Genomic DNA, 25,379 nt, shown 5'->3' with positions numbered 1-25,379 from the left:
GTGCGGGTTCGCAGGTCCGGGTTACGGTGCCGCAGGCGGCAACCCACGGGACGGAACGGGCAGGGGCAGGGCACAGGTGAGAGACGGTGACCGGGCTTGTGCACGTCGTACGCCCGCCGGGGCGGGGCGCCGATGAGGATCACGGGTGCCCTGGCAACCGGCCCGGAGTTCGGGAAGAGGCGCCGTGGATAAGATCATCGTCACGGCCGGAGCCCTGTACGCCATCGTCCTGCTCCGCGCCGGAGGGACGTTCGCCGTCGGGTGGCTCGCCGGCGCCGGTGCCCGGCGCAGCCGGTTCTCCGAGCGGGTCTCCTCGGCGAAGTTCCAGCGCGCCGAGCGGGCGATCCAGCGCTGGGGCGCGCCGGTGGTGGCCGTCTCCTTCCTCACCGTCGGCTTTCAGACCGCCGCCAACTTCCTCGCCGGCAGCATGCGCATGCCGCTGACGCGCTACCTCCCCGCCCTGTTCCTGGGCGGAGCGGCCTGGGCGCTGATCTACGCGACCGCGGGGCTCGGCATCCTGGAAGTACTGGGAAGGCTCTTCGCCGAGCGGACGGCCCTCGGGGTGTCCGCCGTGGCCGTCCTCCTCCTCGTGGCGTGCGGGGTGGTGCTCTACCGCAGGAGGAAGGCCGCCCCGCCGGCCGCGGCCCCCGCGGCCGACCGGGAATCCTGAGCCCGGCCCGCCCGGCCCGCCCGGCCCGCCCGGCCCGCCCGGCCCGGGGCCGCGGCGCGGCGTGAAGGCCGCGGCCGGACGACACCGCCTGCGTCGACAGGCCCTACGGTGCAGGACGGTCGCGGACCTCGGCCAGCCGGGCCACGGCGTCGACGACGGCCGCGCGGTGACGCGCGTGGTGCGCTTCGGCGGCCACGTCGCCGCCGGCCGTGGTGTACCAGGCCTGGGCCAGGCCGAGGATCAGGGTGAGCAGGTCGGCCGGGTCGTGCGCGGGATCCACCAGCCCGTCGCGCTGGGCGGCCACTAGTGCGGCCGTCTTGCGCGCGTACGCCTCCGCCTCCAGGGGGGTGGCCTCCGGGCGCTCCAGCCGCTTCCACATCACCAGCCGCATCAGCCGGGGGTCGGCCGTCAGGTGGTCGAAGACGGCACCCGCGTAGCCGGGCAGGTTCCGGGCGTCGAAGGGAACGGACTCGGTGCCCTGCTCGACGGCCCGCAGGAGCACCTGGTCGAACAGCTGCTCCTTGTTGCCGTAGTAGGCGTAGATCATCCGCTTGTTCGCGTCGGCCGCGTCGGCGATGCGGTCGACCCGGGCGCCGGCGATGCCGTACGCGGCGAACTCGCTGAAGGCCGCCGAGAGGATGCGGGCCTTCGTCGCCTGGGAATCACGTGCCATGATCCCCAGGCTAGCAAGTAACTATCCGGTTATTGACATGCGGGGCAGGCCTCGTGCATCGTGTAGATAACCAGTTAGTTACGTCCCCGTGGAGGGGAGAGGAGAAGCATCATGGAACTGCGCGCACTCGGCTCCCAGGGTCTGCGGGTCGGCGCCGAAGGCCTCGGCTGCATGGGCATGAGCGCCTTCTACGGAGCCACCGACGAGACGGAGTCCCTCGCCGCCATCGACCGCGCCCTGGAACTCGGCGTCACCCTCCTCGACACCGCCGAGGGATACGGCCCCTTCCTCAACGAGCAGCTGGTCGGCAAGGCCGTCGCCGGCCGCCGCGACCAGGTGGTCATCGCCACCAAGACCGGCATCGAGTTCGACGACCACGGCACCTTCCGGGGCCTCAACGGCCGCCGCGAGTACATCCACCGCGCCGCCGAGCGCTCGCTGCGCCACCTGGGCACCGACCACATCGACCTGTACTACCTGCACCGCGTCGACCCGGACGTGCCGGTCGAGGAGAGCATCGGGGCCATGGCGGAGCTGGTGGCCGCCGGCAAGGTCCGCTACCTCGGCATCAGCGAGGCCGCCGCGGCCACCATCCGGCGCGCCCACGCCGTGCACCCCCTGACCGCCGTGCAGAGCGAGTACTCCCTCTTCGAACGGGGCCTGGAGGACGACGGCACAGGCGCCGCCCTCGACGAACTCGGCATCGGCCTGGTCGCCTACTCCCCGCTCGGCCGCGGCTTCCTGTCCGGCGCCATCACCAGCCCGGACGACTTCGCCGCGGACGACTACCGCCGCACCGACCCCCGCTTCCAGGGCGAGAACTTCTCCCGCAACCTCGCCGTCGTCGACGCCGTCCGGGCCCTCGCGCAGGCCAAGGGGGTCACCCCGTCCCAGCTGGCCCTCGCTTGGGTGCTGCGCAGCGGAGCGGTGCCGATCCCGGGCACGAAGCGGCGCCGCTACCTGGAGGAGAACGTCGCCGCCACCGCCGTCACCCTCACCGAGGAGGACGTCGCGGCGATCGAAGCCGCGGCCCCGCGCGGCATCGCCTCCGGCGACCGCTACGCCCCGGAGTACATGCACACCCTGAACGGCTGACCCCCGGTCCGCCGACGGCCCCGGTCGTCGGACCGGGGCCGTCGGCAGGGCGCAACCGCGACACGCCCTAGCGGCGGGCGTCCACCACCGCCAGGAGCTTGCCGCTGGTCGGGCTGCGGTCCAGCGACGCGCCCTCCACCGCCTCGACCGCCAGGTCCAGCAGCCGCTCCGCCACCGCCGAGCGGAGCTCCGGGTAGCCGGACAGCAGGACCTCCCGCAGCCGCTCCGGGTCCGTCGCCGGCGTCCGTTCCACCCGTACGGTGAGCCGCTCGCGGGCGTCCGTGCCGTCGAGCCGGATCTGCAGCTCGCCGCGGTGGCCGCCCTGTTCCTCGGCCAGGGCCAGGAACCGGCGGTGGTTCAGGAAGTACGTCGCCACCCGCATCACGTCACCGGTGCGCCCCATCAGCTCGAACCGGGGCGCCCGACGGCCACAGGGGCAGCGGCCCGGGACCTCCCGGCCGAGGTCGCCTATCAGGTACCGGCCCAGCCGCTGGCCGCGCCGGGCGTGCGTGGTGAAGACCAGCCGGCCCGTCTCGCCCGGGGCCACCGGCCGGTCCTCGTCCACGTCCACGATCTCCATCGTGTGGAGGTCGGCGTGCAGGTGGTGGACGCCACCGGAGCTCTCCGCGCACTGGTAGCCCAGCGGGCCGAGGTCGGTGCTGCCGTAGGTGATCGACCGGACGGTCTCGATGCCGAACTCCTCCCTCAGCGTGCGCTGCTGCTCCGCCGTGAAGTGCTCGCCGCCGTAGAAGACCTTCCGCAGCCCGCCGTACGCCCGCAGCGCGTCCGCCTCCGCGTGCAGCAGCTGCCACAGGTAGGAGGGCATGCCGAAGAGGGTGTCGGCCCGGTGCTCGACGAGGGCCCGGGCCGTGGCCCGGTGGTCCGGTCCGGCGGCCAGCGGCAGCTGCACCCCGCCCAGCCGTTCCAGTACGGAGAAGAAGCTGATGAAACTGCCGTACATGCCGCCGCAGTAGAAGAGGTTGGCGGTGCGGTCCCCGACCGGGTCGTAGCCCGCCGCGAGCAGGCCGCGGGCGGCGGCGTGCATCTGGGTGTCGTAGTCGTCGTAGCTGAACACCGACAGGGCGGGGGCGCCCGTGCTGCCGCCGCTGCGGAAGTACAGCTCGGCGTCGGCCCGGCCCAGCTCCCGCGCCGGAGCCTGCACGTCCTCCTTGCCCAGCAGCGGGCCCGCCGGCGGCGGCAGGACGACGGGCCGGACCAGGTCGTCGAGGCAGGCGGTGGTGGCGAACCGGTCCGGGTCGGCCTGGACCGCGACGCGGCGGCTGTAGCGCTGCAGGGCGTACACACCGTCGTGCGGCTCGCCCGCGTAGCTGCGCAGCATCGCGCCGACCGGCGTGACGCGCGTGACGCCGGCGGCCAGGGCGGTGCGCGACAGCTCGGCGATGTCGGACGGGCTGCCCGCGAGGCCCGCCGTCTGCAGGTAGCGGCGCATCGGACGCAGGGTGGAGATCAGCCGCTTCCGGGGCAGCGGCTTGACCCACACGCTGCGGTGCAGCGGCGAGGCCGTGAGCGGCGACCGGGTGTCGGCCATCACCCGCCACGAGCCGTCGGGCGCGGCGAACACCCGGGTGAGGCCGAGGTGTTCCTCCAGCCGGGCCACCAGCTCCGTGGTGGTCAGCTCGGCGGCCTCGGCGGGGTCCGGCCCGCCCGCCGCGGCGGCGTCCGCGGCCGGCGGGCGGGCCGCGAGGACCGCCGCGAACCGCTCGGCGAAGGCGAACACCTCCTCCTCGTCCTCGGTGTCGAGGTAGACCACCTGGGGGCTGGAACACGCCTGCTGCTCGTGCAGGCACACGTCGTCCGCGAGGGCGTCGAGCGTCCCGGCGTCCGACCAGGCGTCTCCCGTCAGGTACGCGAAGGAGATCCGGTGGCCCCACTCCACCAGCCGGCAGCCGGCCGGCACATGGGCCGCCACCCCTTCCACGGCACCTTCCCCGCCCCACACGGCGACGGCGTCCGCGGGTGCGCACATCAGGCGCAGCCACTCCTGCCGGGAGGACGGGAACCGCAGGACGACGACCCGCGCGGCCAGCGCGCCGCCCGGATCGAGGGCCGCGAGCTCGGCCATCAGGTGCTGGGTGAAGAGGGTGTCGGCGCCGCTGGTCTTCAGGACGTTGACGTTCCCGGCGAGCAGCCCCTCGACGATGCTCAGCGGTGCGACCGTCACCGCGTTGCCGGGAGCGATGTGGGCGACCAGGCCGACGGGCGCCCACGCCTCGTAGACCGTCTCGCGCGGATCGGCGCGGTCCAGCCGTCCGGGGGTCGCGCCGCCGAGTTCCCGGCGCAGCTTGCGGGTCAGCTCCCGGCGGCCCAGCAGGCCGCCCAGCTCGGCCAGGACGGCCGGGTCCTCCCCCTCGGGCAGGTGCGCGGCGAGCCGGCCGCGCACCGGGTGGGCCGGGTCGCACAGGGCGGTGGCGAGGGCGTCGCAGGCCGCCAGCACGGTCTCGGTCTCCAGCACCGTCGCCAGCGCGGCCTCGACGGCGGCGGGCAGGCCGGCGAGCCGGCGCCCGGCCTCCTCGTCGCCGATGAAGGCACCCTGCCAGTAGTGGTGCGCGCCGCCGTCGCCCTGCTGCTCGTACGCGTTCTCGGTCATGCTCTCCGTCACGGTCACGCCATGCCCTTCATCAGTTCCGCCGCGGCCACCGCGCAGCTCCGGTTGCGGCTCACTCCGGCACGGCCGTGGACGGTGAACCAGGGGGTCTCCAGCTCGCACCCGCAGGCGTCGCCCGGCTGGAGGGAGGCGAGGTCGCCCATGACCACGCTCTGCGCCGGCACCGAGGTGATGTAGGGCGACACGAGGTGCAGGTAGCCGCGCTCCCCGTACGGCAGGGGTTCGAGCGTGCGCGTGGAGCGGATCGTCACCCGGGACCACACGGGGGCGTGCAGCCGGTGGTGGTCGCACTCGATGTACGGGATGCAGTGCTCCACCGAGCCGAAGGTGTCCCGGATCCGCTCGCCCGGGATGCCGAGCTGCTCGGTGACGCGCGCGTACAGCTCCTCCTTCTCGATCCGCCGGTCGGAGTGCCCCTTCCAGCCGCCTCCGAGGACGACGAGGGAGCCCTCGGGCAGGCGCAGCGGGGGCAGCCCCATGGCCCGCATCCGCTCCAGGGTGAAGAAGAGGAAGGCCGGGAAGCCGAGGATGCGGACCGGGGCGTCCTCCCGCTCGAAGCGGCGCAGCGCGGCGATGCAGCCGAAGGGGTCGAACTCGTGGTCCCCGCCGGTGTGGCGCAGCGCGTACTCGACGCTGCGCGCCGGGGCGAAATCGCACAGGTAGTTGTCGGTGAAGGCGGTGCCCAGGTTCAGCGAAGGGGCCGGCTCGTAGCTGTACAGGAGGTAGTTGACCTCCTGGCCGGGAGTGATCCAGCCGTTGCGCTCGAAGATCCGGGCGACCATCCGCTGGGCCGAGCGGATGGTCCAGTGGTCGAAGAACATCTGCGACTTCTGGCCGGTGGTGCCGGAGGAGGTCAGGTGCAGCTCGACGTCCTCGCGCGGGACGGAGAGCACCTCGTGCCGCTTGAAGAAGTTCGCGTGGACGAGCGGCGTCCGGTACGGCGGCGCCGGGGGAGTGGCCTCGTACAGCGAGCGGAAGAAGGAGGAGCGCTCGACGTGCCAGGCGTTGGTCTCCGCCATGGCGGCGGCGAACAGCTCGTCCTCCGCGGGACCGTGGGCGTACGGGTCGGTCAGGTCGCACAGCTGTTGTACGTGCGGCAGGAGGGCCGGGTCGGGTACGGAGACCGGCGCGAGATGGGGGTTCATGGGGCAACCTCGGATGATGTGGGCAGGTGCGTCGACGTCCAGGCCGACACGTAGCAGTCCAGATAGGGCTGGAGGGGCGGTTCGACGGCGACGCCGCGGAAGTCGATGCGCTCGCCGGAGCGGGACAGGACGGCGTAGTCGTGGAAGCCGTCGCCGTCCGCGCGCATCGCCGGGTAGACGGCCCCGGCGACGAACCCCTCGGACAGGAAGGCCGAGAGGACCTCCCGGTGCGCGAGCGGCACCAGGGCCTCGACGTAGCCCGCGCCCGCGCGGGCCAGGGCCCGGGTGACGGGTTCGAGGCACGCGGCCGCGGCGGCCGGGTCGGGATGGGCGGTCAGCAGGGAGCAGTACCCGCCGGCGCGGTTGAGGTAGGCGTAGACCTCGAAGCGGCCGTCCTCGGGAGTGAGCAGCACGTTCGGGGTGTGCAGCGGGTAGAACCAGCCCTCGGCGCTCGGGAACCGCTCGCGGAAGCGGCGGCGTACGAAGGCCGGCGCCTCGATCATCTCCAGCCGGTCGCCGGCGCCGTGCGGCACGGGCGGGGCCGGGAGGGGGCCGGCGGCGGCCCGCACTCCGGGGTAGCGGATGCCCAGCGCGGCCTCGGCTGTGCGCAGCAACGGCAGGAGCGGGGCGGGCACTTCGGTGACGGGGATCCGGCGGTCCAGCACCCCCGCGGAGTGACGCGCGTAGAGTGCGAGGCTTTCGCGGCTGCGGAGATCCACCGCGTTGGGCAGGATGCCGAGCGGACGGAAGCCGTTGCGTGCGACGACGCGTTGCGGGCCGGCGCTCACGGTGCGCACGGTCGCGTAGACCGAGTCCAGCCGCCCCGAGTCCAGCATGCCCGCGCACAGGGCCTCCGTCAGGGTGGCCGCGAGGCCCGCCGAGCGGTGCCCGGGGTGCACGGCGATGCCCTCCAGCCGGCCGATGCGGCTTCCGGCCTCACCGTGGATGGCGGCGGACCCGGTCAGGGCCCCGGTGTCGGGGCAGCGGCCGACGAGCCACAGGGAGTACGGGTCCTCGATCAGCCGGGCCATCTCGGCCGGGTCGGTGCCGAGGGCCACGGGGTAGTGCGGTCCGTAGACGGCGTAGTAGAGCTGGCGCAGTTCGGCGATGTCCGAGCAGGCGGCGGGGGTGACGACGGGGGTGACGACGGGGTTCACCGCTCACCTCCGGCGGGTTCCGCCGCGGCCGGCGCGGCCGCGGGGGACCGCAGCAGGGCCAGTGCGCAGGCCGCGGGGACCAGTCCGACGCCCTGCACCAGGCACAGGGTCCGGGGTGAGACGAGGTCTCCGGCGAAGCCGAACACCAGGGACGCCACCGGCAGGGAGGCACCCAGCACGGCCTGCATCACGGCGAAGAAGCCGGGCTTGTCCGCCGGCGGCACCAGCCGCTGGAAGAGGGCCACGAAGCGGACGCTGACGGCCCCGGCACACCAGCCGGCCACCGCCAGGCAGCCCGCGATCACCAGCCGGTGCGCGACCAGACCCGGCAGCGCGAGGGCGAGGGCCATCAGGCCCAGGCACCAGGCACCGGCGACCGTGGGGCGTCCAGGCACGCGGGCGCCGGTGAAGGCGCCGACGAGCGCGCCGGTTCCCAGGGAGGCCTCCAGCAGGGCCACCGTGCCGCCCCCGCCCGCCAGGACCGAGCGGGTGTAGAGCGGGATGACGACGAACACGGCGGTGGTGAAGAGGTTCGCCGCGGTGAAGCAGACCAGGATCCGCCGCACGTAGGGGAGTTCCCCGAGGATGCGGCGCAGCGTGCGCCGCTCGGCGGCCAGGGGCGGCGTCCCGGCCCCTGGACCCTGCGCGAGGGTGCGGAAGCGGGCGCTCGCGACGAGGAGGGCGGCGCCGAGGTAGGCGGCCGCGCAGCCGGCGGCCAGTCCGGCCACCCCGGCACGGTCGACCGTCAGGGCGCCGAGCAGTGCGCCGCCGAGGCCCGCCAGGGACTGGGTGGACAGCTCGAAGCCGGTGGCGGTCTCGATGTCGGCGTCGTCGACGAGTTCGGGCACCGAGGTGGTGAGGCAGGGGTCGAAGAACGCCTGACAGGTCGCCAGGGCCAGGCCGGCGGCGTACACGGTGGCGAGCGGCGGTCCGCCGCCGTACGCCCACAGCGCGAGGACGCCCGAGACGCCCCCGGCCAGGGCGGCGGCGTTCCGCAGCACCGAACGGTGCGCGGAGCGGGCGACGGCCGCGGCCACCACGGGCGCCAGTGCCACGGCGGGCAGGGTGCAGGCCGCCATGAACAGCCCGGACGCGAGCCCCCGCGCGTCCTGCACGGCGTAGGCGACGATCCACCAGGCCACGCCGACCTGGAACATCCGTACGGCGCCCTGGGCGAGGACCTGGCCGAGCCAGACGGAGCCGAAGGCCCGGTTGCGCAGGACCAGCGGAGCCAGTCGCGCGTCGGCCCGGGTCGGGGTCCCGGTCTCCCCGGCCACGGGTGGGGCGGCGGTCATGCGGTCGGCCTCTCGTCGATGACCCGGACGAGCTTGCCCGAGCGCGGGTTGACGGCGAGATCGCGGTGGCGCGCCCACTCCACGGACAGCGGGTGCACGAATCCGGCGCTCACGCTCTCCGGATACAGCGGCCGGACCCTCTCCAGCTCCGCGACGACGGCCTCGGCCAGTCGCTCACCGCCGGGGTCACCGGGGGCCGTCGCCAGGCGCAGGACGAGCCCGTCGCGGCCGTCCCACCGGCGGACCACGAGCTGCATGCCGACCACGCGCCCCGCGGTGTCCGCCGCGGCCACGGCGGACTGGGCGTCCTGGGTGTAGAGGGAGACGGGGCCCACCCGTACGCCCTCCTCGGCGCGGCCGAGTATCCGGAAGTGCCCGGGCCCGGTGCCGGTCCACTCGGCGCGGTCGCCCGCGGGGAAGCGGATGATCGGCATGAGGCGGCGGAAGAGGCTGGTGACGACGACCCGCCCGGGCCGGCCCGGTTCGGTGATCGGCTCGCCGGTGGAGTCGTCGAGGATCTCGACGATCGAGTACGGCGTGAAGGCGCGGTGCACCCGGGCGTCGGAGCCGGGTACAGGACGGCCGAGCAGGCCCGCGTCGACGCTGGCGTAGCCGATGGAACGCGCCTCGGCGTGCGGGAACGCGGTGGCCAGCAGCCGCCGCTGGTCGTCGAAGAGGGCCTCGCCGCCGAACAGGAGCAACTCGACCGACTCGAGCCGCACACCGGACGACACGGTCTGCTCGGCGAGCCGGCACAGGCTGGTCGGCGTGCCGGCCAGTACCTGGGCGGCGAGTTCGCGCAGCGTCGGGATCGTCGACTCCAGGGGCGCGCCGCCGCCGATGGGCAGGCGGACGTTGTCCACGGGCGCGTGGCCGAGCGAGTCGAGGACGAAGAGGAAGCTGGCGTACAGCTCCCCGGCGTAGAAGAGGTCGGCGACGCGGTGTCCCGGACGCAGCCCCGTGTCCACGAGTCCCTGACCGAAGGCGGTGACGAACGTGCGCCACTCGTCACGGGTGTAGACGGAGAACTTGGGGGACCCGGTGGTGCCGCCGGTCTTGTAGACCGTGGCCTCGCTGAGCGGGCCGGTCAGCACGCGGCTGTCGTGCAGGGTGTTGGCTGCCCAGAACGCCTGCTGGTCGACCACCGGCAGGTCGGTGAGGTGGTCGGCGTTCGGCGGCAGGGACGCGTAGAGCTCCTGGTAGAAGGGCGAGTTGTGACGCGCGAACCGGATGAGGTCCGAGAGTTGCTGGGCGGACATGGGCCTTTGCCTAGGTGACGGAAACGGGACCGGAGCCACGGCGGGGCGCGGTGGGAGCGGGTGTCCGCTCTCCTGCCGGCCCGGCCGGTGTGAGCGGGGGACCCCCCGGTGCCCCCGCCTCCTCGGTGCACGCCAAAAGTTGACGCGCAGTCATGATGATGAAACATCAGTGCGCTTCTCACCAAACCGGGCAAGGATTTCCGGCCAGTGCGGCCACATCCGTCAGTATTTGCAGCGCAGGCTCTCGTGCAGGCTCAGGCTCCCGCTCAGGCCGAGGCTCAGGCCGGGGCCCGGGACGGGGTTCAGGCCTGGGTTCAGGCCGCCGCGGCGCGGAACGTGCTGGGGCTCAGGCCCCTGTGGCGTTTGAACGCGGCACTGAAGCCGAAGGCGTCGGCGTAGCCGACCGACCTTCCGATCTGGGCGATGCTGAGGTCGGTGTCGGTCAGCAGGGCCTCGGCCTCGTCCATACGGCACTCGGTGAGGTAGGCGAGGGGCGGGCGGCCCATCAACTGGGTGAAACGCCTGGCGAACAGGGCCCGCGAGACGCCGGACCGGGCGGCCAGCGACGCTACGGTCCAGGAATCCGCGGGCCGGTCGTGGAAGGCCTTCAGGGCGGGTGCGAGGACCGGGTCGGCCAGCCCCCGGTACCAGCTGGGCGCGTCGGCGCCGGCCTGGTCGAACCAGGTGCGCAACGTGCACACCAGCGCCCAGTCGAGGAGCCGGTCCATCAGCGCCTGCGAACCGGCCGAGAGCCGGGCGGCGTCGATGGCGGCCGTCTCCAGCAGGGCGCAGACGTCGGCGTCCTCATGGATCACCAGGACGGGCGGCAGGGCCCGCAGGAGCCGCTGGTGGCGGTGGCCCGAGGCGCGGTAGGCGCCCACGATCAGGGTGGTGGCCTCCTCCGCGTCGGCTCCCCAGCGGATGCCGCCGAGTTCCCGGCCGCCGCATTCCGCGTCGGCGGTGAAGCAGGCGATCTCGTACGCGGCGTGGGAGCTGCGGAGGGTGCCGGCATGGTCGGCGAGGTGGAACGGCGCGGACCCGGTCACGACGGCGGTGTCTCCCGTCCCGACCGCCCGCTCGGTGCCGTCGGGCAGCAGCAGCGTGCCCCCGCCGCGCAGCACGCTGATCATGGTGAGCGGTGCGTCGTCGGCGAAGCGGACGGTCCAGGGAGCCGTCAGTACGGCGTGGCTGACGACCGAGCCCTCGGCCCGGATGCCACTCAGCAGCGAACTCAGGGGATCCACACGGGAATCGTAGACGATCTCCTATGTTCCGGAGCGTTTCTCCCATGGATCATCTACGCGGCCGCGGGCTGTACTTGATCCGTCGAACCCACCCGACCGAACCGATACCAGCCAGGAGAAACAGTGACGCAGCACGGCAGCAGCGACGCCAGGACAGCCCTCGTGGTCGTCGCGCACCACCGCACCGACTCCCTCACCGCCCACACGGCCCGCCGTGCCGCCGCCCGGCTGGAGGCCGCCGGGTACCGCGTCGACCTGCTCGACCTGCACGCCGAGGGGTTCGACCCCCGGATGAACGTGGCGGACCAGCCTGACTGGGGCAACCGGGAGAAGTCCTATTCGGACGAGGTGCACGCCCACATGCGGCGCATCCTCGACGCCGACGTCGTCGTCGCCGTCTTCCCGGTGTACTGGATGAGCGTGCCCGCGATCCTCAAGGGCTGGATCGACCGCGTGTGGAACTACGGTTTCGCCTACGGCCGCAGCAAGCCCCGCCTCGCGGGCAAGCGCATCCTGTGGCTGGGCCTGGCCGGAGCGGCGGCCGAGGACGACGTCGTGCAGGGGATGCAGGCCGTACTCGAAACCAACCTGAGCGAAGGCATCGCCGACTACTGCGGCTTCTCGCGTTCCACCGTCGCCCTCCTCACGGACGCGGAGGAGCGTCCGCAGCGCGTCGACGCCGAGGGCAACCTGCTGATCGGCGAAGCGGTCGCGGGCGCCGAGCGGGAGGCCCAGTACGCCGATCTCGACCGGCGCGCCCGGGAGTTCGTGGAGCGGTTCGCCGCCGAGGAACTCGTCACGGCCTGACCGCATGTGACGCGACGACCCGCCGTCCGCGGCAGCTGCCGGACGGCGGCGTCGTCGCCCCGGTGACTACGGACGGACGACGATGTTGCCGGTCTTGCGCCCGCTGTCGACGCGGCGGTACGCCTCGGCGATGTCCGCCAGGCCGAAGACCCGGTCGATCACGACGGTGAGCGCACCGTCGGCGGCCAGGCCCAGGAGGAACTCGAAGTCCGCCACGCGCTCGGGTGCCGGGCCCGCGACGACGTCGCCCCGGGCGCGGACCGTGTCACCCAGGTCCGCGACGGCCAGCAGCAGCACCCCCTCGGGGCTCAGCAGGCGCCGCCCGGACGCGATCGAGAGGTTGCCGACGGTGTCCAGCACCACGTCGAACCGGTCGGCGGTGGCGGCCAGGTCCTCCCGGGTGTAGTCGATCACCCGGGCCGCCCCCAGCCCGGTCACCAGGCCGGCGTTGGCCGTGCTGGTCACACCGGTGACGGTCGCGCCGAAGTGCTTCGCCAGCTGGACCGCGTTCGTGCCGATCGCGCCCGAAGCGCCGTTGACGCAGACCGACGCGCCGGGGCCCACCGACGCCTTGTCCCGGAGGAAGAACAGCGCCGTCGAGCCCCCGAACAGCACCCCCGCCGCGTCCTCGTGGCTCACCGCGGCCGGCTTCCGCGCGAGCTTCCTCACCGGCACCGCGACGTACTCGGCATGCGCGCCCATGCGCACGCCCGTCATGCCGCACACCTCGTCACCCGGGGCCATGTCACGCACCCGGGCGCCGACGGCCGTGACCTCCCCGGAGAAGGCGCTGCCCAGGACCGGCCGCCGGGGACGCAGGACGCCGAACGCCAGCCGGGCGAACGGCCCGAAGCCGGAGGGGAACCGGGCCCCGCGGATGCGGGCGTCGGCCGAGGTGACCGCCACCGCCCTGACGCGCACCAGTGCCTCGTCCGCGCGCGGCACGGGCCGCGGGACCTCGCCGATGCGCACGACGTCGGGCGCGCCGTACCGGTCGACGACCGCTGCCTTCATGCCCCCTCCTTACATGTGTAAGTCTGCGTCTCACGCTAGCCTTACGGATGTAAGGCGGCAAGCCCTTGCAAGGCGGCAAGTCCCCGATCCGAGAGGTGCCTTCATGTCCCGGCGTCCCGCACTCACCCGCGACCGCATCGTCGACGCCGCGGTACGGGTCGCCGACCGCGGCGGCCTCGCCCAGGTGAGCATGCGCAACGTCGGCAGGGAACTGGGCGTCGAGGCGATGTCGCTGTACCACCACCTCGCGGGCAAGGAGGAGCTGCTCGACGCCCTCGCGGACTGGATCTTCACCCGGATCGAGCTGCCCGGTCCCGGGGAGCCGTGGCGGCGGGCGATGGCCAACCGCGCCGGGTCGGCCCGCGCGGCCCTGGCCCGACACCCCTGGGCCCTCGGCCTCGTCGAATCCCGCCGCTCCCCGGGGCCGGCCCTGCTCCGGCACCACGACACCGTGCTCGGCTGCCTGCGCCACGGCGGCTTCCCGGTGGCACTGGCGGCACACGCCTTCTCCGCGATCGACGCCTACGTCCACGGCTTCGTGCTGACCGAGCTCAGCCTGCCCTTCGACGCCCATGCGGACGCCGGAGCCGAGCAGTTCGTCGCCGAGATCCAGGACCGGCTGTCGCCCGACGCCTACCCGCACCTGGTCGAGCTGATCACCGAGCAGGTCGTGCACCGCGACTACGCCTACGCCGACGAGTTCGCGTACGGCCTCGGCCTCATCCTCGACAGCCTCGAAGCGCGCCTGGCGCATCACGGGGCGGCCGGCTGACCCATCAGTGACGTTTCTGTGGTGAACGGGCTGCGCCGTTCGGGTGAGTAAAGCAATCGCAAGCAAAGCCTATGGACTCCGCCAAGGAAGTATCTGCTTTGGGTAAAGAGCCGCGGCGTCGTTGCGGCTCCTTCCCTTCCCTGTGCCGATGCGCCCTTCGGAGGAGCCGACGATGACCTACGGGAACAAGCTGCGGGAACAGATCGCGAAGCCGGGCACCACACCGCTGATCGGCGTGTACGACATGTACTCGGCCTCCGTGGCGGCCCAGCACTACGACGGGATGTTCGTGTCCGGATTCGGATTCGCCGCCTCGTACTACGGCCTGCCCGACATCGGATTCATCGCCTGGCCCGACATGGTGGCCTTCGTCCAGCGGCTGCGCGGCGCCTTCCCCCGCCACCACCTCCTCGTCGACATCGACGACGGCTACGTCGACCCCGAAGTGGCCTGCCACGTCGTGGAGGGCCTGGAACGGATGGGCGCCTCCGGCGTCATCCTCGAGGACCAGAAGCGCCCCCGGCGGTGCGGTCACGCCGACGGCAAGCAGGTACTGCCACTGGCGGAGTACCTGGAGAAGCTGGACATGGTCCTGCAGACCCGCAAGGACCTGGTCGTCGTCGCACGCACCGACGCGACGGAGGAGGACGACATCATCCGGCGCGCGCAGGCGCTGGCGGCGACGGACGCCGACGTCGTCCTGGTCGACGGGGTCCGCAGCGTGGAGTGGATCGAACGGATCCGTGAGGCGGTCGGCGGCAAGCCGCTGCTGTTCAACCAGATCGCCGGCGGCAAGTCACCCCGCCTGTCCCTCGGCGAGCTGACCGACCTCGGCGTCGACGTGGCGATCTACAGTACGCCCTGCCTCTTCGCCGCGCACAAGGCGATGGACTCGGCCCTGGCCGACCTGAGGCGCTCCGACGGACGGCTGCCCGCGGCGGACGGACACGACGAGGTGGGTGTCGGGGAGTCCACCCGGCTGCTGGCCAACAACATCACGCGCCACCACCCCGTACCCGGGGCGCGGGGGAGCGTGAGCGTGTGACCGGCGGGCGGATCCGTGCCGCGGCCTGTCTCGCGGTCGCCGTGCTCGGGAGCGGAGCGGCACCGGCCGCCGCGAGCGGAAGCCTGATCACCGTCATCGACAACTCGCACGCCGATTCCGTGGTCGAAGTCGACCGCACGGCCAATCTCCAGAGCGGCAGCGGGACCGCGGGCAGCGACAACGAGGGCAGCGCCGTCGACGCACTCGTCACCCTCGTCGAATCGGCACGCCTCGGTCAGGGCCGGGAGCCGGACCGGGGCTGAAGGGGCCCCGCGGAGCCGGCGGGGGAGGGCCGGACCGGGGAAGCGGTACGGCGGGCGCACCGTGGGGAACCGGTGCGCCCGCCGCGGTGCCTCAGCCGACGGCCTTGAGGACCTCGCCCAGGTCGACGAACTTGAAGCCGGTGGCCTCGCGGTCGCCGTCGCCGGGGGTCTCCTTGCCGTCCTGGACGACCAGCAGGCCGTGGGGGTAGCGTGTGCCGAGCGGTGCGTTGAGGGCGGATGCTCCGTCGCAGACCTCGGAGCCGTCGAGGGCGGAGGAGGCCGCGGCGACGCGGAAGGCGCCTTCGAACTCGTGGTGGTCGTCGCGTTCGCGGTCGTAGGCGACGAAGGTGTCGTCGCCCTGGCTGGAGGCGAGCAGGTAGCCGTCCCCGTCCGGCTCGGTGACCAGGGTGAGGCCCTCGACGTCGGCCGTCAGGCGCTTGCCGCCGTAGCCGGGGTCGGTGCCCGGCGTGCACTCCTCGGTCCCCGGGTCGTAGGCGGCGGGGACGCCGTACTCGCGGACCTTGTCGATCAGCTTCGGCGTGCCGGTGAGGCCCGCGTCGATGCGCCAGATGCCGACGTCCTCCTGCCCCGCGTACAGGGTGCCGTCCGCGGGGTCGACGACCATGCCCTCGACCTGCGGCAGCTCGCCCGGCTCGGCGCAGGGCGTCCAGGCGGTGCCGTTCGGCAGGCGGAAGGAGGACGGCAGGTCGATCGTGCGCACCTGGCGGTAGCCGACCGTGCCGGCCGGGGTGGGGAGCAGTTCGAGCAGGGCGATCCGGGTGCGGTTGCGCTGGCTGACCAGGGCGTAGGAGCGGCCGGTCTTGCGGTCGGTCCAGGTGGCCAGGCCGTAGGCGGTCTTCTGCCCGTTGATCTCGGCCTGGTCGGCGGAGAAGACCGGGCGCGCGCCGGGCTCGGTGACGTCGGTGAGCGGGCCGCCGGGCCGGTCCCGGTCGATCCGGTAGATCCGCAGCCGGTCGTTGCCGCGGTCGCTGACGACCGCGACGTCGGCGGGGCCGCCGGCCAGGCGCAGGCCGTGGACCAGGTCGACGTTGTTGAAGCGGCCCGGGGCGTCGTCGGCGCCCGGCCCGCCCGGGGCGGGGATCGACTGCACCTGCCGCGCGTCCAGGTCGTACACCCGCAGGCCGCCCTGCTTGGCGGTGGCGACGACCAGGCTGCGGCCGGGGTCGGCCGTGTTGCGCCAGATCGCCGGGTCGTCCGCGTTGGCGTCGCCGCCGGCCTCGTCGTCGTACAGCGGCGCGGTCTCGGCCTTCGGCCGGACGCTGCCGATCGACGCGGCCTGCGCCGGGAGGGCGAGGGAGGCGGCGAGGGCCGTGCAGAGCACGAGGGTGGAGGCGCGGGCCGCCAGACGTAGACGTGTCGTCAGCCCCCCTCACGCAGTGGTCGATCCAGACCCGACTCTAGCTCCCGGCCCCGGCCGGCCCGGTGCGCGAGGCGCCGGCCCACCGCGACGGCCGCCAGCCGGGAGAGCCGTTGAAGGAGCCGTCAGCGGGTACCCGATGCCGTGGTCCAGGGCGGCCGCGTCCGTTGTCAGTGCGGTGCGCTTCACTGCCCGTCATGGAACTCACGCAAGAGGACGTCAACGACCTGCTGGCCCGTCTCGGTCCCGGGGGCGGGCACCTGTTCCTGCCCGGCGATCCGGATCCGCACCACTTGATCGAGCTGCTCTCCGGCATGTACGGAGTGCCCCGCACCCTCGTCCTGGACGGCTTCACCGATCCGACGGCCGACGGGGCCAAGGGTTCCGCCCTCCTCGTCCCCTTCGAGGACCGGGCCGTGACGATACGGGCCTGGGCGTACGGCGGGGAGTGGATCGGAGCGGGCACGGCGCGGGATGCCGAAGGGGCCGTGAGGCCGGTTCTGGCGCTCGCGCGCAGGGACGTGCCCGAACCCCTGCCGGACGCTCCGGACCGGGCGGAGGACGTCGACTGGCCGGAGAGGCTCCGCCTCATCACCGGCTGGACCGGGCCCGACTGGCGGCCGGACCTGGACTGGGCGGAGGTGGAATCCAGGCTGGGCACGGCGCTGCCGGGCGACTACAAGCGCCTGGTCGAAACCTTCGGCAGGGGTGCCTTCGACGGGTTCCTGAGCCTGAACCAGGAGCCGTGGACGCACCTGTGGGAGGAGGACCGCCTGCTCGTCTGGGCGAGCACGGAGCACGAGAACCTCTTCGGCTGGAAGGCCGACGGTCCGGATCCCGACCGCTGGCCCGTCGTGGTGCGGTCCTGCGACGAGGAGGACACATCCTTCGGCTGTCAGACCGCCGAGTTCGTCTGCCGCGTCCTCACCGAACCGGACCACCCGTACACGCTGGCGTGCTACTTCGACACCCACTGGTTCATGACCTACGGGGAACTCGGCTGACCGCACCCTCACCCGACCCCCACCCGCCGCGGCCGCTCCGGCAGAGCGGGGCCGACCCAGCGTCCCGGCCTGCCCCGAGCCGGTGTGCGGGCTTCAGGCGGCCTCCGGGCGCCGGGGTGCCTTCCGCGTCCTCATCCCGCCGACGACGAGTGCCAGCCCCACGACGACGACGCCGAGGCAGGCGGTGGACGGAAGGTCGGCGACCTTGTGAAGCCAGCCCCACTCCGTGCCGAAGAAGGTCTTCGAGGCGAAGCTGACGAGCCCCTGGCCGCCCACGACGTAGCCGATGCTTTCGATGGTGTATCCGATGGTTGTTCGCACGGACCAACCCTCTCGCGGCCGTCCCGCGCGATCGTCCTCCACAGGGCCGAGAACGCGGTAGGCCAAAGGATGCAGTCGCCGGCCGGGGGCCCCGGCGGGGGCGGTGGCGCGGGTGCGGTCGGCACTGCCACAGGAACGGGTCTCGTCGCGCTGGAGCCAGGCCGGCGGGCCGCCCTGCTGCCCGAGGACGTGGCTGCGGGGCCGGCCGGTCCGCGCCGCCCAGGCGGCACGGGCGCTTACGCCGTCGTACGCGCCCCGGGTTCCGGGGGAGGGCCGCCGCCCCCGCCGGGGCGCCCACGAGGCCCGGCGGCCGGTGCGGGGCGCATGACGGCACGGTAGCGGGAAGGGCTGATGCCGTACTGGGCGGTGAACGCCTTGCGCAGGGCCTCCGGGGTGCCCAGGCCGCAGCGCGCCGCCACGGAGGCCACCGGCAGCGTCGTGGAGGAGAGGAGCTGGGCGGCGGCCTCGGTGCGGACCACACGGACGTAGCGGCCCGGAGCCCGGCCCAGTTCCCGGGTGAACAGCCGGGTGAGGTGGCGGGGGGTCAGGCCCGCGCGCGCGGCGAGGGCTGCCGTTCCGAGATCGCGGGCCGGATGGGCGGCGATGTACTCGACGAGGTCGCGGACGGTGTCGTCCCGTGGCGCCGGAGCCGCGGTGAAGAGGCTCATCTGCGCCTGGTTCCCCGGTCGTTGCAGGTAGACGACCAGATGACGGGCCAGCCGCCGCGCCAGTTCGGCCCCGTGGTCCTCCTCGACGAAGGCCAGGGTGAGGTCGAGCGCGCTGGTGATGCCGGCCGCCGTGTACACGTTCCCGTCCCGGATCCACAACGGCGCCGGATCCACCGAGACGTCCGGGTGCTCGGCGGCCAGGCGCGCGGCGAACTGCCAGTGCGTGGTGGCCCGCCGGCCGGCGAGGAGACCGGCGGCGGCGAGGACGCCGGCCCCGGTGCACACCGACGCCACCCGGCGGCTCTCCCGGGCCAGCCTTCTGACGTGCCCCACGAGGCGGGGATCGGCGGCGGCGCGCCCGACGCCCAGGCCGCCCGAGACGACCAGTGTGTCCAGCGGACCGGTGGTGCGTTCCAGGGACGCGTCGCTGCAGAGCGTGAGACCGGTACCGCATCGGATGGGGCCGCCGCCCGGCGCCACCAGCCGCACGGCGTAGGGCACCTGCGGGGACCCGAGTTCGTTGGCCATGACCAGCCCGGACGTCACGCATGCGATGTCGAGCAGTTCGGCCGCCTCGTACCCGACCACGACGACCGCGCGCTCCCTCATGGCCGCGACCATACCCCCGACGGACCTCCGCCCCAACCGAACGGACATCTAGGGCCCGCATCCGCGCCTCCCCCCGGTGCCGCGCCGGAGGGTGGGGCCATGAAGTTCAGTTCTCTCGGACACCGGTGGCCCACGCTCCTGGCACTCGCCCTGGTGCTGGTCACCTTCTTCGACGGTCTTCCGCCGGCCGGCTTCCTGGCGGGGCTCCTGGTGGTCATGCCCCTGTGCTACCTGGCCTTCGGCTGGGCCCGCGCGGAGCTCCGCAGCCGGCGCGCGCTGGCCCTCCAGCTGGCAGGCCTGGCGGGCTTCGGCGCCCTGGCCGTGGTGGCCGCGGCCCTGGGCGGCCCGTGGGCCCTGTGGGTCGTGGCCGTCGGCTGGTACGCGCACGCGGCCTGGGACCTCGTCCACCACCGCTCGGGCGCCGTCGTCCCCCGCGCCTGGTCGGAGTGGTGCGGCGTCGTCGACGCGGCCGGTGCGACGGCGATCGTCGTCCTGGCCCTGTGACCGGCCGGACCGGGGCTCAGCCGGGGCCGGTGCTAGCTTGATCATCATGAATCAGCGTCAGGTGCTGGAGGCGTTCCGGCTCGAAGCAGGCGAACTCACGCGCGCGGTCTCGGCTCTGCCGGAGGCGGACTGGGATCTGCCGACCCGGTGTGAACCGTGGTCCGTACGGGACCTGTTGGGGCATGTCCGTGTGGTGATCGCCTGGCTGCCGGGCATGCTGGACGCTCCGCCGCCGGCCAGGGCCGAGGTGTCCGCGGTGGAGTACTACCGTCCCGACGGCCGTTTCGCCCCGCAGACCAATTCGGCCCGCATCGCCCTGGCCCAGGACGAAGCGGCCGGCCATGAGAACGGTGCCGCGCTCGCCGGTGACTTCGCCAGGACCTGGCGGCAGGTGGACCGGCTGTGCCGCGCCGAACCGGACGACCGCGTCGTGCGGACCCGGCACGGGGACGCGATGCTCCTGTCGCAGTTCCTGGTCACCCGCGTCGTCGAGGTCGCCGTCCACGGCCTGGACCTGGCCGAGGGGCTGGGCCGCGAGCCGTGGCTGACCTCGCAGGCCGCCGACGTCGTGCTGGAGCTGCTGCTGGGCCCGGACCGGTCGGGCGCGGCCCAGGCGCTCGGCTGGGACCGGCTCACCTTCCTGCGCAAGGTCACCGGGCGTGAGCCGCTCGACGCCGCGGAGACCGCACGGGCCGAACGGCTCGGCATCCGGTGGCTCACCCTGGGCTGACACCGCGACGCCGGCCGCCCGCCCGCCGCTACAGGGAGGCGAGGGTGAAGTGCCTCACCCGGAGGGGTGCGAGGAGGTACTCGTCCTCGCCCGGCAGCACCACGGGCTGGTCACGCCAGTGCTCGCCGGCGTAGCGGACCAGGTCCTCCTCGCTGCGCCAGCGGCTGACGTACAGCAGCGAGTCGGGCGGTGCGAGCAGTACCTCGTGGTCCACCAGCCCCGGGTGGAGGGCGGGGAACCCGCGCACCGCGGAGACGATCATGCTGTGGAACGCGTCGAAGCGCCCGGGACGTACGCGTGCCTCGCTCACCCTTATGATCACGGCCCCCAGGGTGTCACGCACCCGCACGCGACGCCACCGTCCCGTGCGCCCCGGTACCCGGCGTTGAACGTGTTCAACTCCTCTGGCAGGATGATTCCGCGGACGGGCCTCCCGGCATGAGCGGCTCCGCAGGCCGGCCACGCCCGCCCGCGTCCGTCGCGTCGCGCCCCCGGAGGCCAGCCGCATGATCTTCGCCCTGCTCCTCCTCGCCGCCCTGGGCCTGGTCGCCGCCGTCGTGCCCGGCGCCCTCCTCGGGTTCGTCTTCGTGCTGGGGAGCCGCACGCTGCCGCTGTGGGCCCGGAGCGTCTCCCTCCCGGTCTTCGCGGCAGCCACGGCACTGCTGTGGCCGGTGGCGGCGGGGACCGCCAACTACTGGTGGCCGGCCGCCGTCCTGCTGTCGTTCGCCGCGACGTGCGCCACCGGCGCCGCCTTCCTCCTGCGGGAAGCCCAGGGGCGGCAGCGGCCGCGCCACTCCACCGGCCGGCGGGGCGGTCGTCCCACCGCCGGCCCGGCCAGGTGAGCGGGCCACCCTGCCGTCCGCGCAGGGCCGGCGACGGCTGACTGCAGCCTCCCTCCACCGTCAACTGACGGATGCGCGGCTCCCGTTCCGGCCGGAGAGTTCTCGGCACAGGCTTCGTCCTACCGAAGGGAACCCCCGCCATGCACCCCGATCAGTCGCACACACCGGTGCGTTCGCAGCCCCGGCAGGTGCCGTCGCTCCGCCTGGACGTGGACCGGATGCTCGACGAGTTCACCCGGCTGCCGATGCGGGCCACCTTCCGGTTCGACGTGACCCTGCCGTCGGTCGTCACGGTCGAGTTCGCGACGGAGCGCGGGCGGGCGTTCGTACGGAGCATCGGCCGTGAGCTGCTCTACGGCGGACTCACCGCGATGAGCGGCGGCGGTGAGGTGCGGATGTGGCCGACGCTGCCCCGCCGGCGGCCCTCCTCCTGGCTGCTGCTGGAGGCGCCGGAGGTGGAGGCCCTGTTCGAGGTGCCGACGGCCCGCTTGGCGGCGTGGCTGGAGGACACCTACCGCGCCGTCCCCGCCGAGGCGGAGCCGGGCGGCCTGAACTGGGACGGCTTCCTCAGGGAACTCCTCGGCGGACCGGACGCGCAGTGGCCGTGAACCGTCCCCGGCCCGGTATTCCGCGACGGAGGGGCAGGCGGGCTGTTAGCCTGTCCGTGAAGTTGACCTTGTACCGAGGAGTCATCGACGTGGCGGGTGAAGACGACATCTCCGGGTGAGACCCGGTCCTGACGGCCGCATGGCGCGCTGAAGAGGCGCTGCCGGGTGGCCGGTTCGTCGTACCCCCCTTCCGTACGTCTGCCCGGGGCGGAGCTGTCTCCGCTCCCCGCCTCCCGAGGTCACCCACATGTCCGACGCCACCGTCGTCTGCTCCAGCCTGTCCTTCTCCTGGCCCGACGACACCCCCGTCTTCCAGGACCTGTCCTTCGCCCTGGCCGCCGGCCGCACGGGTCTCGTCGCCCCCAACGGCTCCGGCAAGAGCACCCTGCTCAAGCTGATCGCGGGAGAACTGCGGCCCGCCACCGGCTCGGTGTCCGTCAGCGGGACGCTCGGCCACCTGCCCCAGACGCTCCCGCTGACCGGGGACCTCACCGTCGCCGACGTCCTCGGTGTCGCCGACGTGATCCGCGCCCTGGACGCCGTGGAATCCGGCGACGTGGGCGAGGAGCACTTCACCACCATCGGCGACGACTGGGACATCGAGGATCGCACCCGTGTCCAGCTGGACCGCCTGGGCGTGGGCGGCCTCGCCCTCGACCGCACCCTCGCCACGCTCAGCGGCGGCCAGGCCGTGCAGCTCGGCCTCGCCGCGCAACTGCTCAAGCGCCCCGACGTCCTCCTGCTCGACGAGCCGACCAACAACCTCGACCGCGACGCCCGGCACAAGCTGTACGACGTGCTGGCGGACTTCCCCGGCCTCCTGCTGGTCGTCGCCCACGACCGCGAGCTGCTCGACCGGATGGACGCCATCGCCGAACTCGGCGGCTCCCGGCTGCGCCTGTACGGCGGCGGCTTCACCACGTACGAGGAGGCCGTGCGCGGTGAGCAGGAGGTCGCCGAGAAGAACGTCCGCAACGCCGAACAGGAGGTGAAGCGGGAGAAGCGGGAGATGCAGCAGGCCCGCGAACGCGCCGAGCGCCGCGCGAGCAACGCCGCCCGCAACCTCAAGAACGCCGGCCTGCCCCGGATCTTCGCCGGGAACATGAAGCGCGGCGCCCAGGAGTCCGCGGGCCGGGCCGGACAGCTGCACGCCTCCCGCGTCGACGAGGCCAAGGCCCGCCTCGACGAGGCCGGACGCGCGCTGCGCCAGGAGCAGCGCATCGTCCTGGACCTGCCGGACACCCGGGTGCCGGCCGGACGAGACCTCTTCCTCGGCACCGGGATGCAGGTCCGGCACGGCGGACGCGACGTCTTCGCCGACGGCGGCGTCGACCTGTCCGTACGCGGACCCGAGCGCATCGCCCTGACCGGCCCCAACGGCGCTGGGAAGACCACTCTGATGCGCCTGGTCACCGGCGCCCTCGCACCGGACGGCGGGGAGATCAGGCGCGGCGACGGCCGTGTCGCCCACCTCTCGCAGCGCCTGGACCTGCTCGACCCGGACCGCACCGTGGCGGAGAACTTCGCGGCGTTCGCACCCCGGCGGCCCGAGGCGGAGCGGATGAACCTGCTCGCCCGCTTCCTCTTCCGGGGCGCCCGCGCCCACCTGCCCGTCGGTGTGCTCTCCGGCGGCGAACGGCTGCGCGCCACCCTGGCCTGCGTCCTGTGCGCCGAACCGGCGCCGCACCTGCTGCTGCTCGACGAGCCGACCAACAACCTCGACCTGGTCGGGGTGGGCTGGCTGGAGAACGCGCTCGACTCCTACCGGGGCGCGTTCATGGTGGTCAGCCACGACGAGCGGTTCCTCGCCGGCATCGGGGTGAACCGCCGGCTGCGGCTGGCCGGCGGGAAGCTGGAGGAGGTGGGCGGCCCGGCCGTGTGAGCCCCCGGCGGGGGCCCCGGCTCCGGGCCCCCGCCCGCCGGAGCGGTGACGAGCCTTGCCCGCACCACCGTCACCTGTCAGGATGGTGATGTGAATCTCGACCATGTCTTCGTCTGCGGCCACCCGGTGCTCGACTTCGTCGCGACGCTGCGCGCCCGGCGTTCGACCCGGTTCGAGATGTTCGTGACGCCGGACCGGCTCAACGCCTGGTACCTGGAGTCCGGACTCGTGGACACCGTCACGCCCGGTGCGGAGGGCGACGTCCGGGAGGCGATCACGCTGCGCGAGGCGGTGTACCGGCTCGTCGGCAACGGCCGTCTGGGCGAGGACTTCGACCGGCAGGCGCTCGGGGTGCTCAACGCCGCCGCGCGTCAGGTCCCGGCGGCCCCCCAGCTCACCCCGGCGGGCCGGCACACCGACGCGACGCCCGCCCAGGCCCTGGCCCTCGTGGCCCGGCAGACCGTCGAACTGCTCAGCGGCCCGGACGTCCACCTCCTCAAAGAGTGCGGGAACCCGGAGTGCACGCGCGTCTACGTCGACCGCTCCCGCGGGATGCGGCGGCAGTGGTGCGGCATGGAGTCCTGCGGGAACAGGATCAAGGCGGCGGCCTACCGGGCGCGGAAGAAGGCGTCACCGGCCGAGGCCGGACGCTGACGCGCCTGCCTACCGCACCAGGCGGTCGGCGTCGACGACGGCGCGCGCGAAGGCCGCCGGCGCCTCCTGCGGCAGGTGGTGGCCGACCCCGGCGATGGTCCGGTGCTCGTACGGCCCGGTGAAGTGGTGGCGGTACCCGGAACCGTCACCGGGCGGCGCGGTGAAGGGGTCGAGGGCGGGGTCGAGGGCGATCGTGGGCACCCGGACGGGCGGCCGGGCGGCGAGCCGCTCCTCAAGGCGGCGGTACCGGTGGTCACCCTCGACCAGGCCGATGCGCCAGCGGTAGTTGTGGAGCACCACGGCCGCGTAATCGGGGTTCCTGAACGCCTCGGCGGTGCGCTGGAAGACGGCCTCATCGAAGTGCGGGCCGGGTGAGACCAGGGTCCACACGTAGCGGCACAGCGCGATGCGTTCCTCGACGTTCTCCATCGCCTGCTTGCCGCGTGGGGTGGCGAAGTACCACTGGTACCACCAGGTGTGCTCGACGGCCGGAGCGGCGGGCAGCTGCTGCGCCTTGCGGTCGGTGATGAGGTAACCGCCGGTGGAGACCAGCGCCTTGACCCGTTCGGGCCACAGGGCCGCGATCACGCCCGCGGTCCGCGAGCCCCAGTCGAAGCCGGCGAGCACGGCCCTGTCGATCTCCAGGGCGTCCATCAGGGCGACGGTGTCGAGCGCCACGGCGGACTGCTCGGCGGTGCGGGGCGTGCGGCGGGACAGGAACCGCGTACTGCCGTGGCCCCGCAGGTACGGAACGATCACGCGGTACCCGAGTCCGGCGAGCAGGGGAGCGACGTCCACGTAGCTGTGGATGTCGTAGGGCCAGCCGTGCAGGCACAGCACGGCCGGGCCGTGGGCCGGTCCGGCCTCGGCGTATCCGACGTCGAGCACGCCCGCCCTGACCTGCTTGACCGTGCGGAAGGAGGTGAGGGCCGCGGGCGTTCCCGCCGCGGCGGACGGGTGCGCCGGGGTGGACGGGCGCGCCGCGCCGGACCCGCTCCCCGTGGCGGAGGCGGGGGACCCCAGCCCGGTCAGCGAGACCGCGGCGGCGCCGGTGCTCAGACCCGCGGCCTTGCCGAACATACGCCTGTCGATCATGACGAACCCTTCCGTCGCA

At 73.5% G+C, this 25,379-nt stretch carries 26 protein-coding genes; 13 read left to right on the top strand and 13 right to left on the bottom strand.

Annotated elements, in window-relative coordinates:
- The first annotated feature begins 184 nt into the window (after positions 1-184).
- A complete protein-coding gene (locus AC069X_RS22700; RefSeq protein ID WP_478730748.1) occupies positions 185-670 on the top strand; it encodes a DedA family protein in 486 nt (161 codons plus the stop codon).
- A 103-nt stretch (positions 671-773) separates the two neighbouring features.
- Here AC069X_RS22700 and AC069X_RS22695 read toward each other — a convergent pair whose 3' ends face one another.
- Positions 774-1,343: a TetR/AcrR family transcriptional regulator gene (locus AC069X_RS22695; RefSeq protein ID WP_478730746.1), complete on the bottom strand. Its 570-nt coding sequence runs from the start codon at positions 1,341-1,343 to the stop codon at positions 774-776.
- A 111-nt stretch (positions 1,344-1,454) separates the two neighbouring features.
- Between AC069X_RS22695 and AC069X_RS22690 the strand changes: the two genes are divergently transcribed.
- Positions 1,455-2,438 carry an aldo/keto reductase gene (locus AC069X_RS22690; RefSeq protein ID WP_478730744.1) on the top strand — a complete coding sequence of 328 codons (984 nt, stop codon included), beginning with the start codon at positions 1,455-1,457 and terminating at the stop codon, positions 2,436-2,438.
- Positions 2,439-2,505: 67 nt separating this feature from the next.
- Here the strand turns inward: AC069X_RS22690 and AC069X_RS22685 are convergent, their stop codons facing one another.
- The 6 genes from AC069X_RS22685 to AC069X_RS22660 form a co-directional block, all read right to left on the bottom strand.
- On the bottom strand, positions 2,506-5,064 hold the full coding sequence (locus tag AC069X_RS22685) for an acyl-CoA reductase (RefSeq protein ID WP_478730742.1): 2,559 nt from the start codon (positions 5,062-5,064) through the stop codon (positions 2,506-2,508).
- Entirely contained in the window at positions 5,061-6,209 is a 1,149-nt protein-coding gene (locus AC069X_RS22680) for a LuxE/PaaK family acyltransferase (RefSeq protein ID WP_478730740.1), read from the bottom strand. The genes AC069X_RS22685 and AC069X_RS22680 overlap by 4 nt, the downstream gene beginning before the upstream one ends.
- Complete coding sequence (locus AC069X_RS22675) at positions 6,206-7,366, bottom strand: GNAT family N-acetyltransferase (protein ID WP_478730738.1); 1,161 nt, start codon at positions 7,364-7,366, stop codon at positions 6,206-6,208. Before AC069X_RS22675 ends, AC069X_RS22680 begins: the two co-directional genes overlap by 4 nt.
- Positions 7,363-8,661, bottom strand: coding sequence for an MFS transporter (locus AC069X_RS22670; RefSeq protein WP_478730736.1), 1,299 nt, complete (start codon positions 8,659-8,661; stop codon positions 7,363-7,365). The genes AC069X_RS22675 and AC069X_RS22670 overlap by 4 nt, the downstream gene beginning before the upstream one ends.
- Positions 8,658-9,920 (bottom strand): phenylacetate--CoA ligase family protein, encoded by a 1,263-nt coding sequence (locus AC069X_RS22665; protein ID WP_478730734.1) that lies wholly within the window; start codon positions 9,918-9,920, stop codon positions 8,658-8,660. Before AC069X_RS22665 ends, AC069X_RS22670 begins: the two co-directional genes overlap by 4 nt.
- A gap of 314 nt (positions 9,921-10,234) precedes the next feature.
- Positions 10,235-11,164: an AraC family transcriptional regulator gene (locus AC069X_RS22660; RefSeq protein ID WP_478730732.1), complete on the bottom strand. Its 930-nt coding sequence runs from the start codon at positions 11,162-11,164 to the stop codon at positions 10,235-10,237.
- Positions 11,165-11,287: 123 nt separating this feature from the next.
- Here AC069X_RS22660 and AC069X_RS22655 point away from each other — a divergent pair, with 123 nt between their 5' ends.
- Positions 11,288-11,971 (top strand): NAD(P)H oxidoreductase, encoded by a 684-nt coding sequence (locus AC069X_RS22655; protein WP_478730730.1) that lies wholly within the window; start codon positions 11,288-11,290, stop codon positions 11,969-11,971.
- A gap of 66 nt (positions 11,972-12,037) precedes the next feature.
- Here AC069X_RS22655 and AC069X_RS22650 read toward each other — a convergent pair whose 3' ends face one another.
- Positions 12,038-12,985 (bottom strand): NAD(P)-dependent alcohol dehydrogenase, encoded by a 948-nt coding sequence (locus AC069X_RS22650; protein ID WP_478730729.1) that lies wholly within the window; start codon positions 12,983-12,985, stop codon positions 12,038-12,040.
- 103 nt (positions 12,986-13,088) lie between these two features.
- Here AC069X_RS22650 and AC069X_RS22645 point away from each other — a divergent pair, with 103 nt between their 5' ends.
- The 3 genes from AC069X_RS22645 (at position 13,089) to AC069X_RS22635 (ending at position 15,065) form a co-directional block, all read left to right on the top strand.
- Positions 13,089-13,757: a TetR/AcrR family transcriptional regulator gene (locus AC069X_RS22645; RefSeq protein WP_478730728.1), complete on the top strand. Its 669-nt coding sequence runs from the start codon at positions 13,089-13,091 to the stop codon at positions 13,755-13,757.
- Between the two features lie 172 nt (positions 13,758-13,929).
- Complete coding sequence (locus tag AC069X_RS22640) at positions 13,930-14,802, top strand: isocitrate lyase/PEP mutase family protein (RefSeq protein WP_478730726.1); 873 nt, start codon at positions 13,930-13,932, stop codon at positions 14,800-14,802.
- Positions 14,799-15,065: a hypothetical protein gene (locus AC069X_RS22635; protein ID WP_478730724.1), complete on the top strand. Its 267-nt coding sequence runs from the start codon at positions 14,799-14,801 to the stop codon at positions 15,063-15,065. The genes AC069X_RS22640 and AC069X_RS22635 overlap by 4 nt, the downstream gene beginning before the upstream one ends.
- Positions 15,066-15,156: 91 nt before the next feature.
- Here AC069X_RS22635 and AC069X_RS22630 read toward each other — a convergent pair whose 3' ends face one another.
- On the bottom strand, positions 15,157-16,449 hold the full coding sequence (locus tag AC069X_RS22630) for a phytase (protein ID WP_478730785.1): 1,293 nt from the start codon (positions 16,447-16,449) through the stop codon (positions 15,157-15,159).
- A gap of 191 nt (positions 16,450-16,640) precedes the next feature.
- On the opposite strand from AC069X_RS22630, the gene AC069X_RS22625 reads away from it, so the two are divergent.
- The gene (locus AC069X_RS22625) at positions 16,641-17,447 is read left to right on the top strand and encodes a hypothetical protein (RefSeq protein WP_478730722.1); all 807 of its coding nucleotides are present in this window, start codon (positions 16,641-16,643) and stop codon (positions 17,445-17,447) included.
- A 93-nt stretch (positions 17,448-17,540) separates the two neighbouring features.
- Here the strand turns inward: AC069X_RS22625 and AC069X_RS22620 are convergent, their stop codons facing one another.
- Both AC069X_RS22620 and AC069X_RS22615 read right to left on the bottom strand, forming a co-directional pair.
- A complete protein-coding gene (locus AC069X_RS22620) occupies positions 17,541-17,768 on the bottom strand; it encodes a hypothetical protein (RefSeq protein ID WP_478730721.1) in 228 nt (75 codons plus the stop codon).
- 236 nt (positions 17,769-18,004) lie between these two features.
- Positions 18,005-19,045 carry a GlxA family transcriptional regulator gene (locus tag AC069X_RS22615; RefSeq protein ID WP_478730719.1) on the bottom strand — a complete coding sequence of 347 codons (1,041 nt, stop codon included), beginning with the start codon at positions 19,043-19,045 and terminating at the stop codon, positions 18,005-18,007.
- Positions 19,046-19,144: 99 nt separating this feature from the next.
- Here AC069X_RS22615 and AC069X_RS22610 point away from each other — a divergent pair, with 99 nt between their 5' ends.
- Together AC069X_RS22610 and AC069X_RS22605 are read left to right on the top strand one after the other, a co-directional pair.
- Positions 19,145-19,549 (top strand): hypothetical protein, encoded by a 405-nt coding sequence (locus tag AC069X_RS22610; protein ID WP_478730717.1) that lies wholly within the window; start codon positions 19,145-19,147, stop codon positions 19,547-19,549.
- 46 nt (positions 19,550-19,595) lie between these two features.
- On the top strand, positions 19,596-20,279 hold the full coding sequence (locus AC069X_RS22605; protein ID WP_478730716.1) for a maleylpyruvate isomerase N-terminal domain-containing protein: 684 nt from the start codon (positions 19,596-19,598) through the stop codon (positions 20,277-20,279).
- Positions 20,280-20,307: 28 nt separating this feature from the next.
- Here the strand turns inward: AC069X_RS22605 and AC069X_RS22600 are convergent, their stop codons facing one another.
- Positions 20,308-20,601 carry an antibiotic biosynthesis monooxygenase family protein gene (locus tag AC069X_RS22600; protein WP_478730714.1) on the bottom strand — a complete coding sequence of 98 codons (294 nt, stop codon included), beginning with the start codon at positions 20,599-20,601 and terminating at the stop codon, positions 20,308-20,310.
- A gap of 184 nt (positions 20,602-20,785) precedes the next feature.
- Between AC069X_RS22600 and AC069X_RS22595 the strand changes: the two genes are divergently transcribed.
- The 4 genes from AC069X_RS22595 (at position 20,786) to AC069X_RS22580 (ending at position 24,265) form a co-directional block, all read left to right on the top strand.
- Positions 20,786-21,121, top strand: a complete 336-nt coding sequence (locus AC069X_RS22595) for a hypothetical protein (RefSeq protein ID WP_478730712.1) — start codon at positions 20,786-20,788, stop codon at positions 21,119-21,121.
- A 140-nt stretch (positions 21,122-21,261) separates the two neighbouring features.
- Entirely contained in the window at positions 21,262-21,729 is a 468-nt protein-coding gene (locus AC069X_RS22590) for an SsgA family sporulation/cell division regulator (protein WP_478730710.1), read from the top strand.
- Positions 21,730-21,976: 247 nt separating this feature from the next.
- Complete coding sequence (locus tag AC069X_RS22585; RefSeq protein WP_478730708.1) at positions 21,977-23,611, top strand: ABC-F family ATP-binding cassette domain-containing protein; 1,635 nt, start codon at positions 21,977-21,979, stop codon at positions 23,609-23,611.
- Positions 23,612-23,701: 90 nt separating this feature from the next.
- A complete protein-coding gene (locus AC069X_RS22580; RefSeq protein ID WP_478730706.1) occupies positions 23,702-24,265 on the top strand; it encodes a CGNR zinc finger domain-containing protein in 564 nt (187 codons plus the stop codon).
- Between the two features lie 9 nt (positions 24,266-24,274).
- On the opposite strand, the gene AC069X_RS22575 is transcribed toward AC069X_RS22580, so the two are convergent.
- Positions 24,275-25,360 carry an alpha/beta fold hydrolase gene (locus tag AC069X_RS22575; protein ID WP_478730704.1) on the bottom strand — a complete coding sequence of 362 codons (1,086 nt, stop codon included), beginning with the start codon at positions 25,358-25,360 and terminating at the stop codon, positions 24,275-24,277.
- Positions 25,361-25,379 lie beyond the last annotated feature (19 nt).

It is taken from the genome of Streptomyces sp. NPDC043896 (assembly GCF_056435605.1).
Note: the sequence above shows the minus strand (reverse complement) of the source record. Positions and strands in the feature narration are given on the sequence as shown.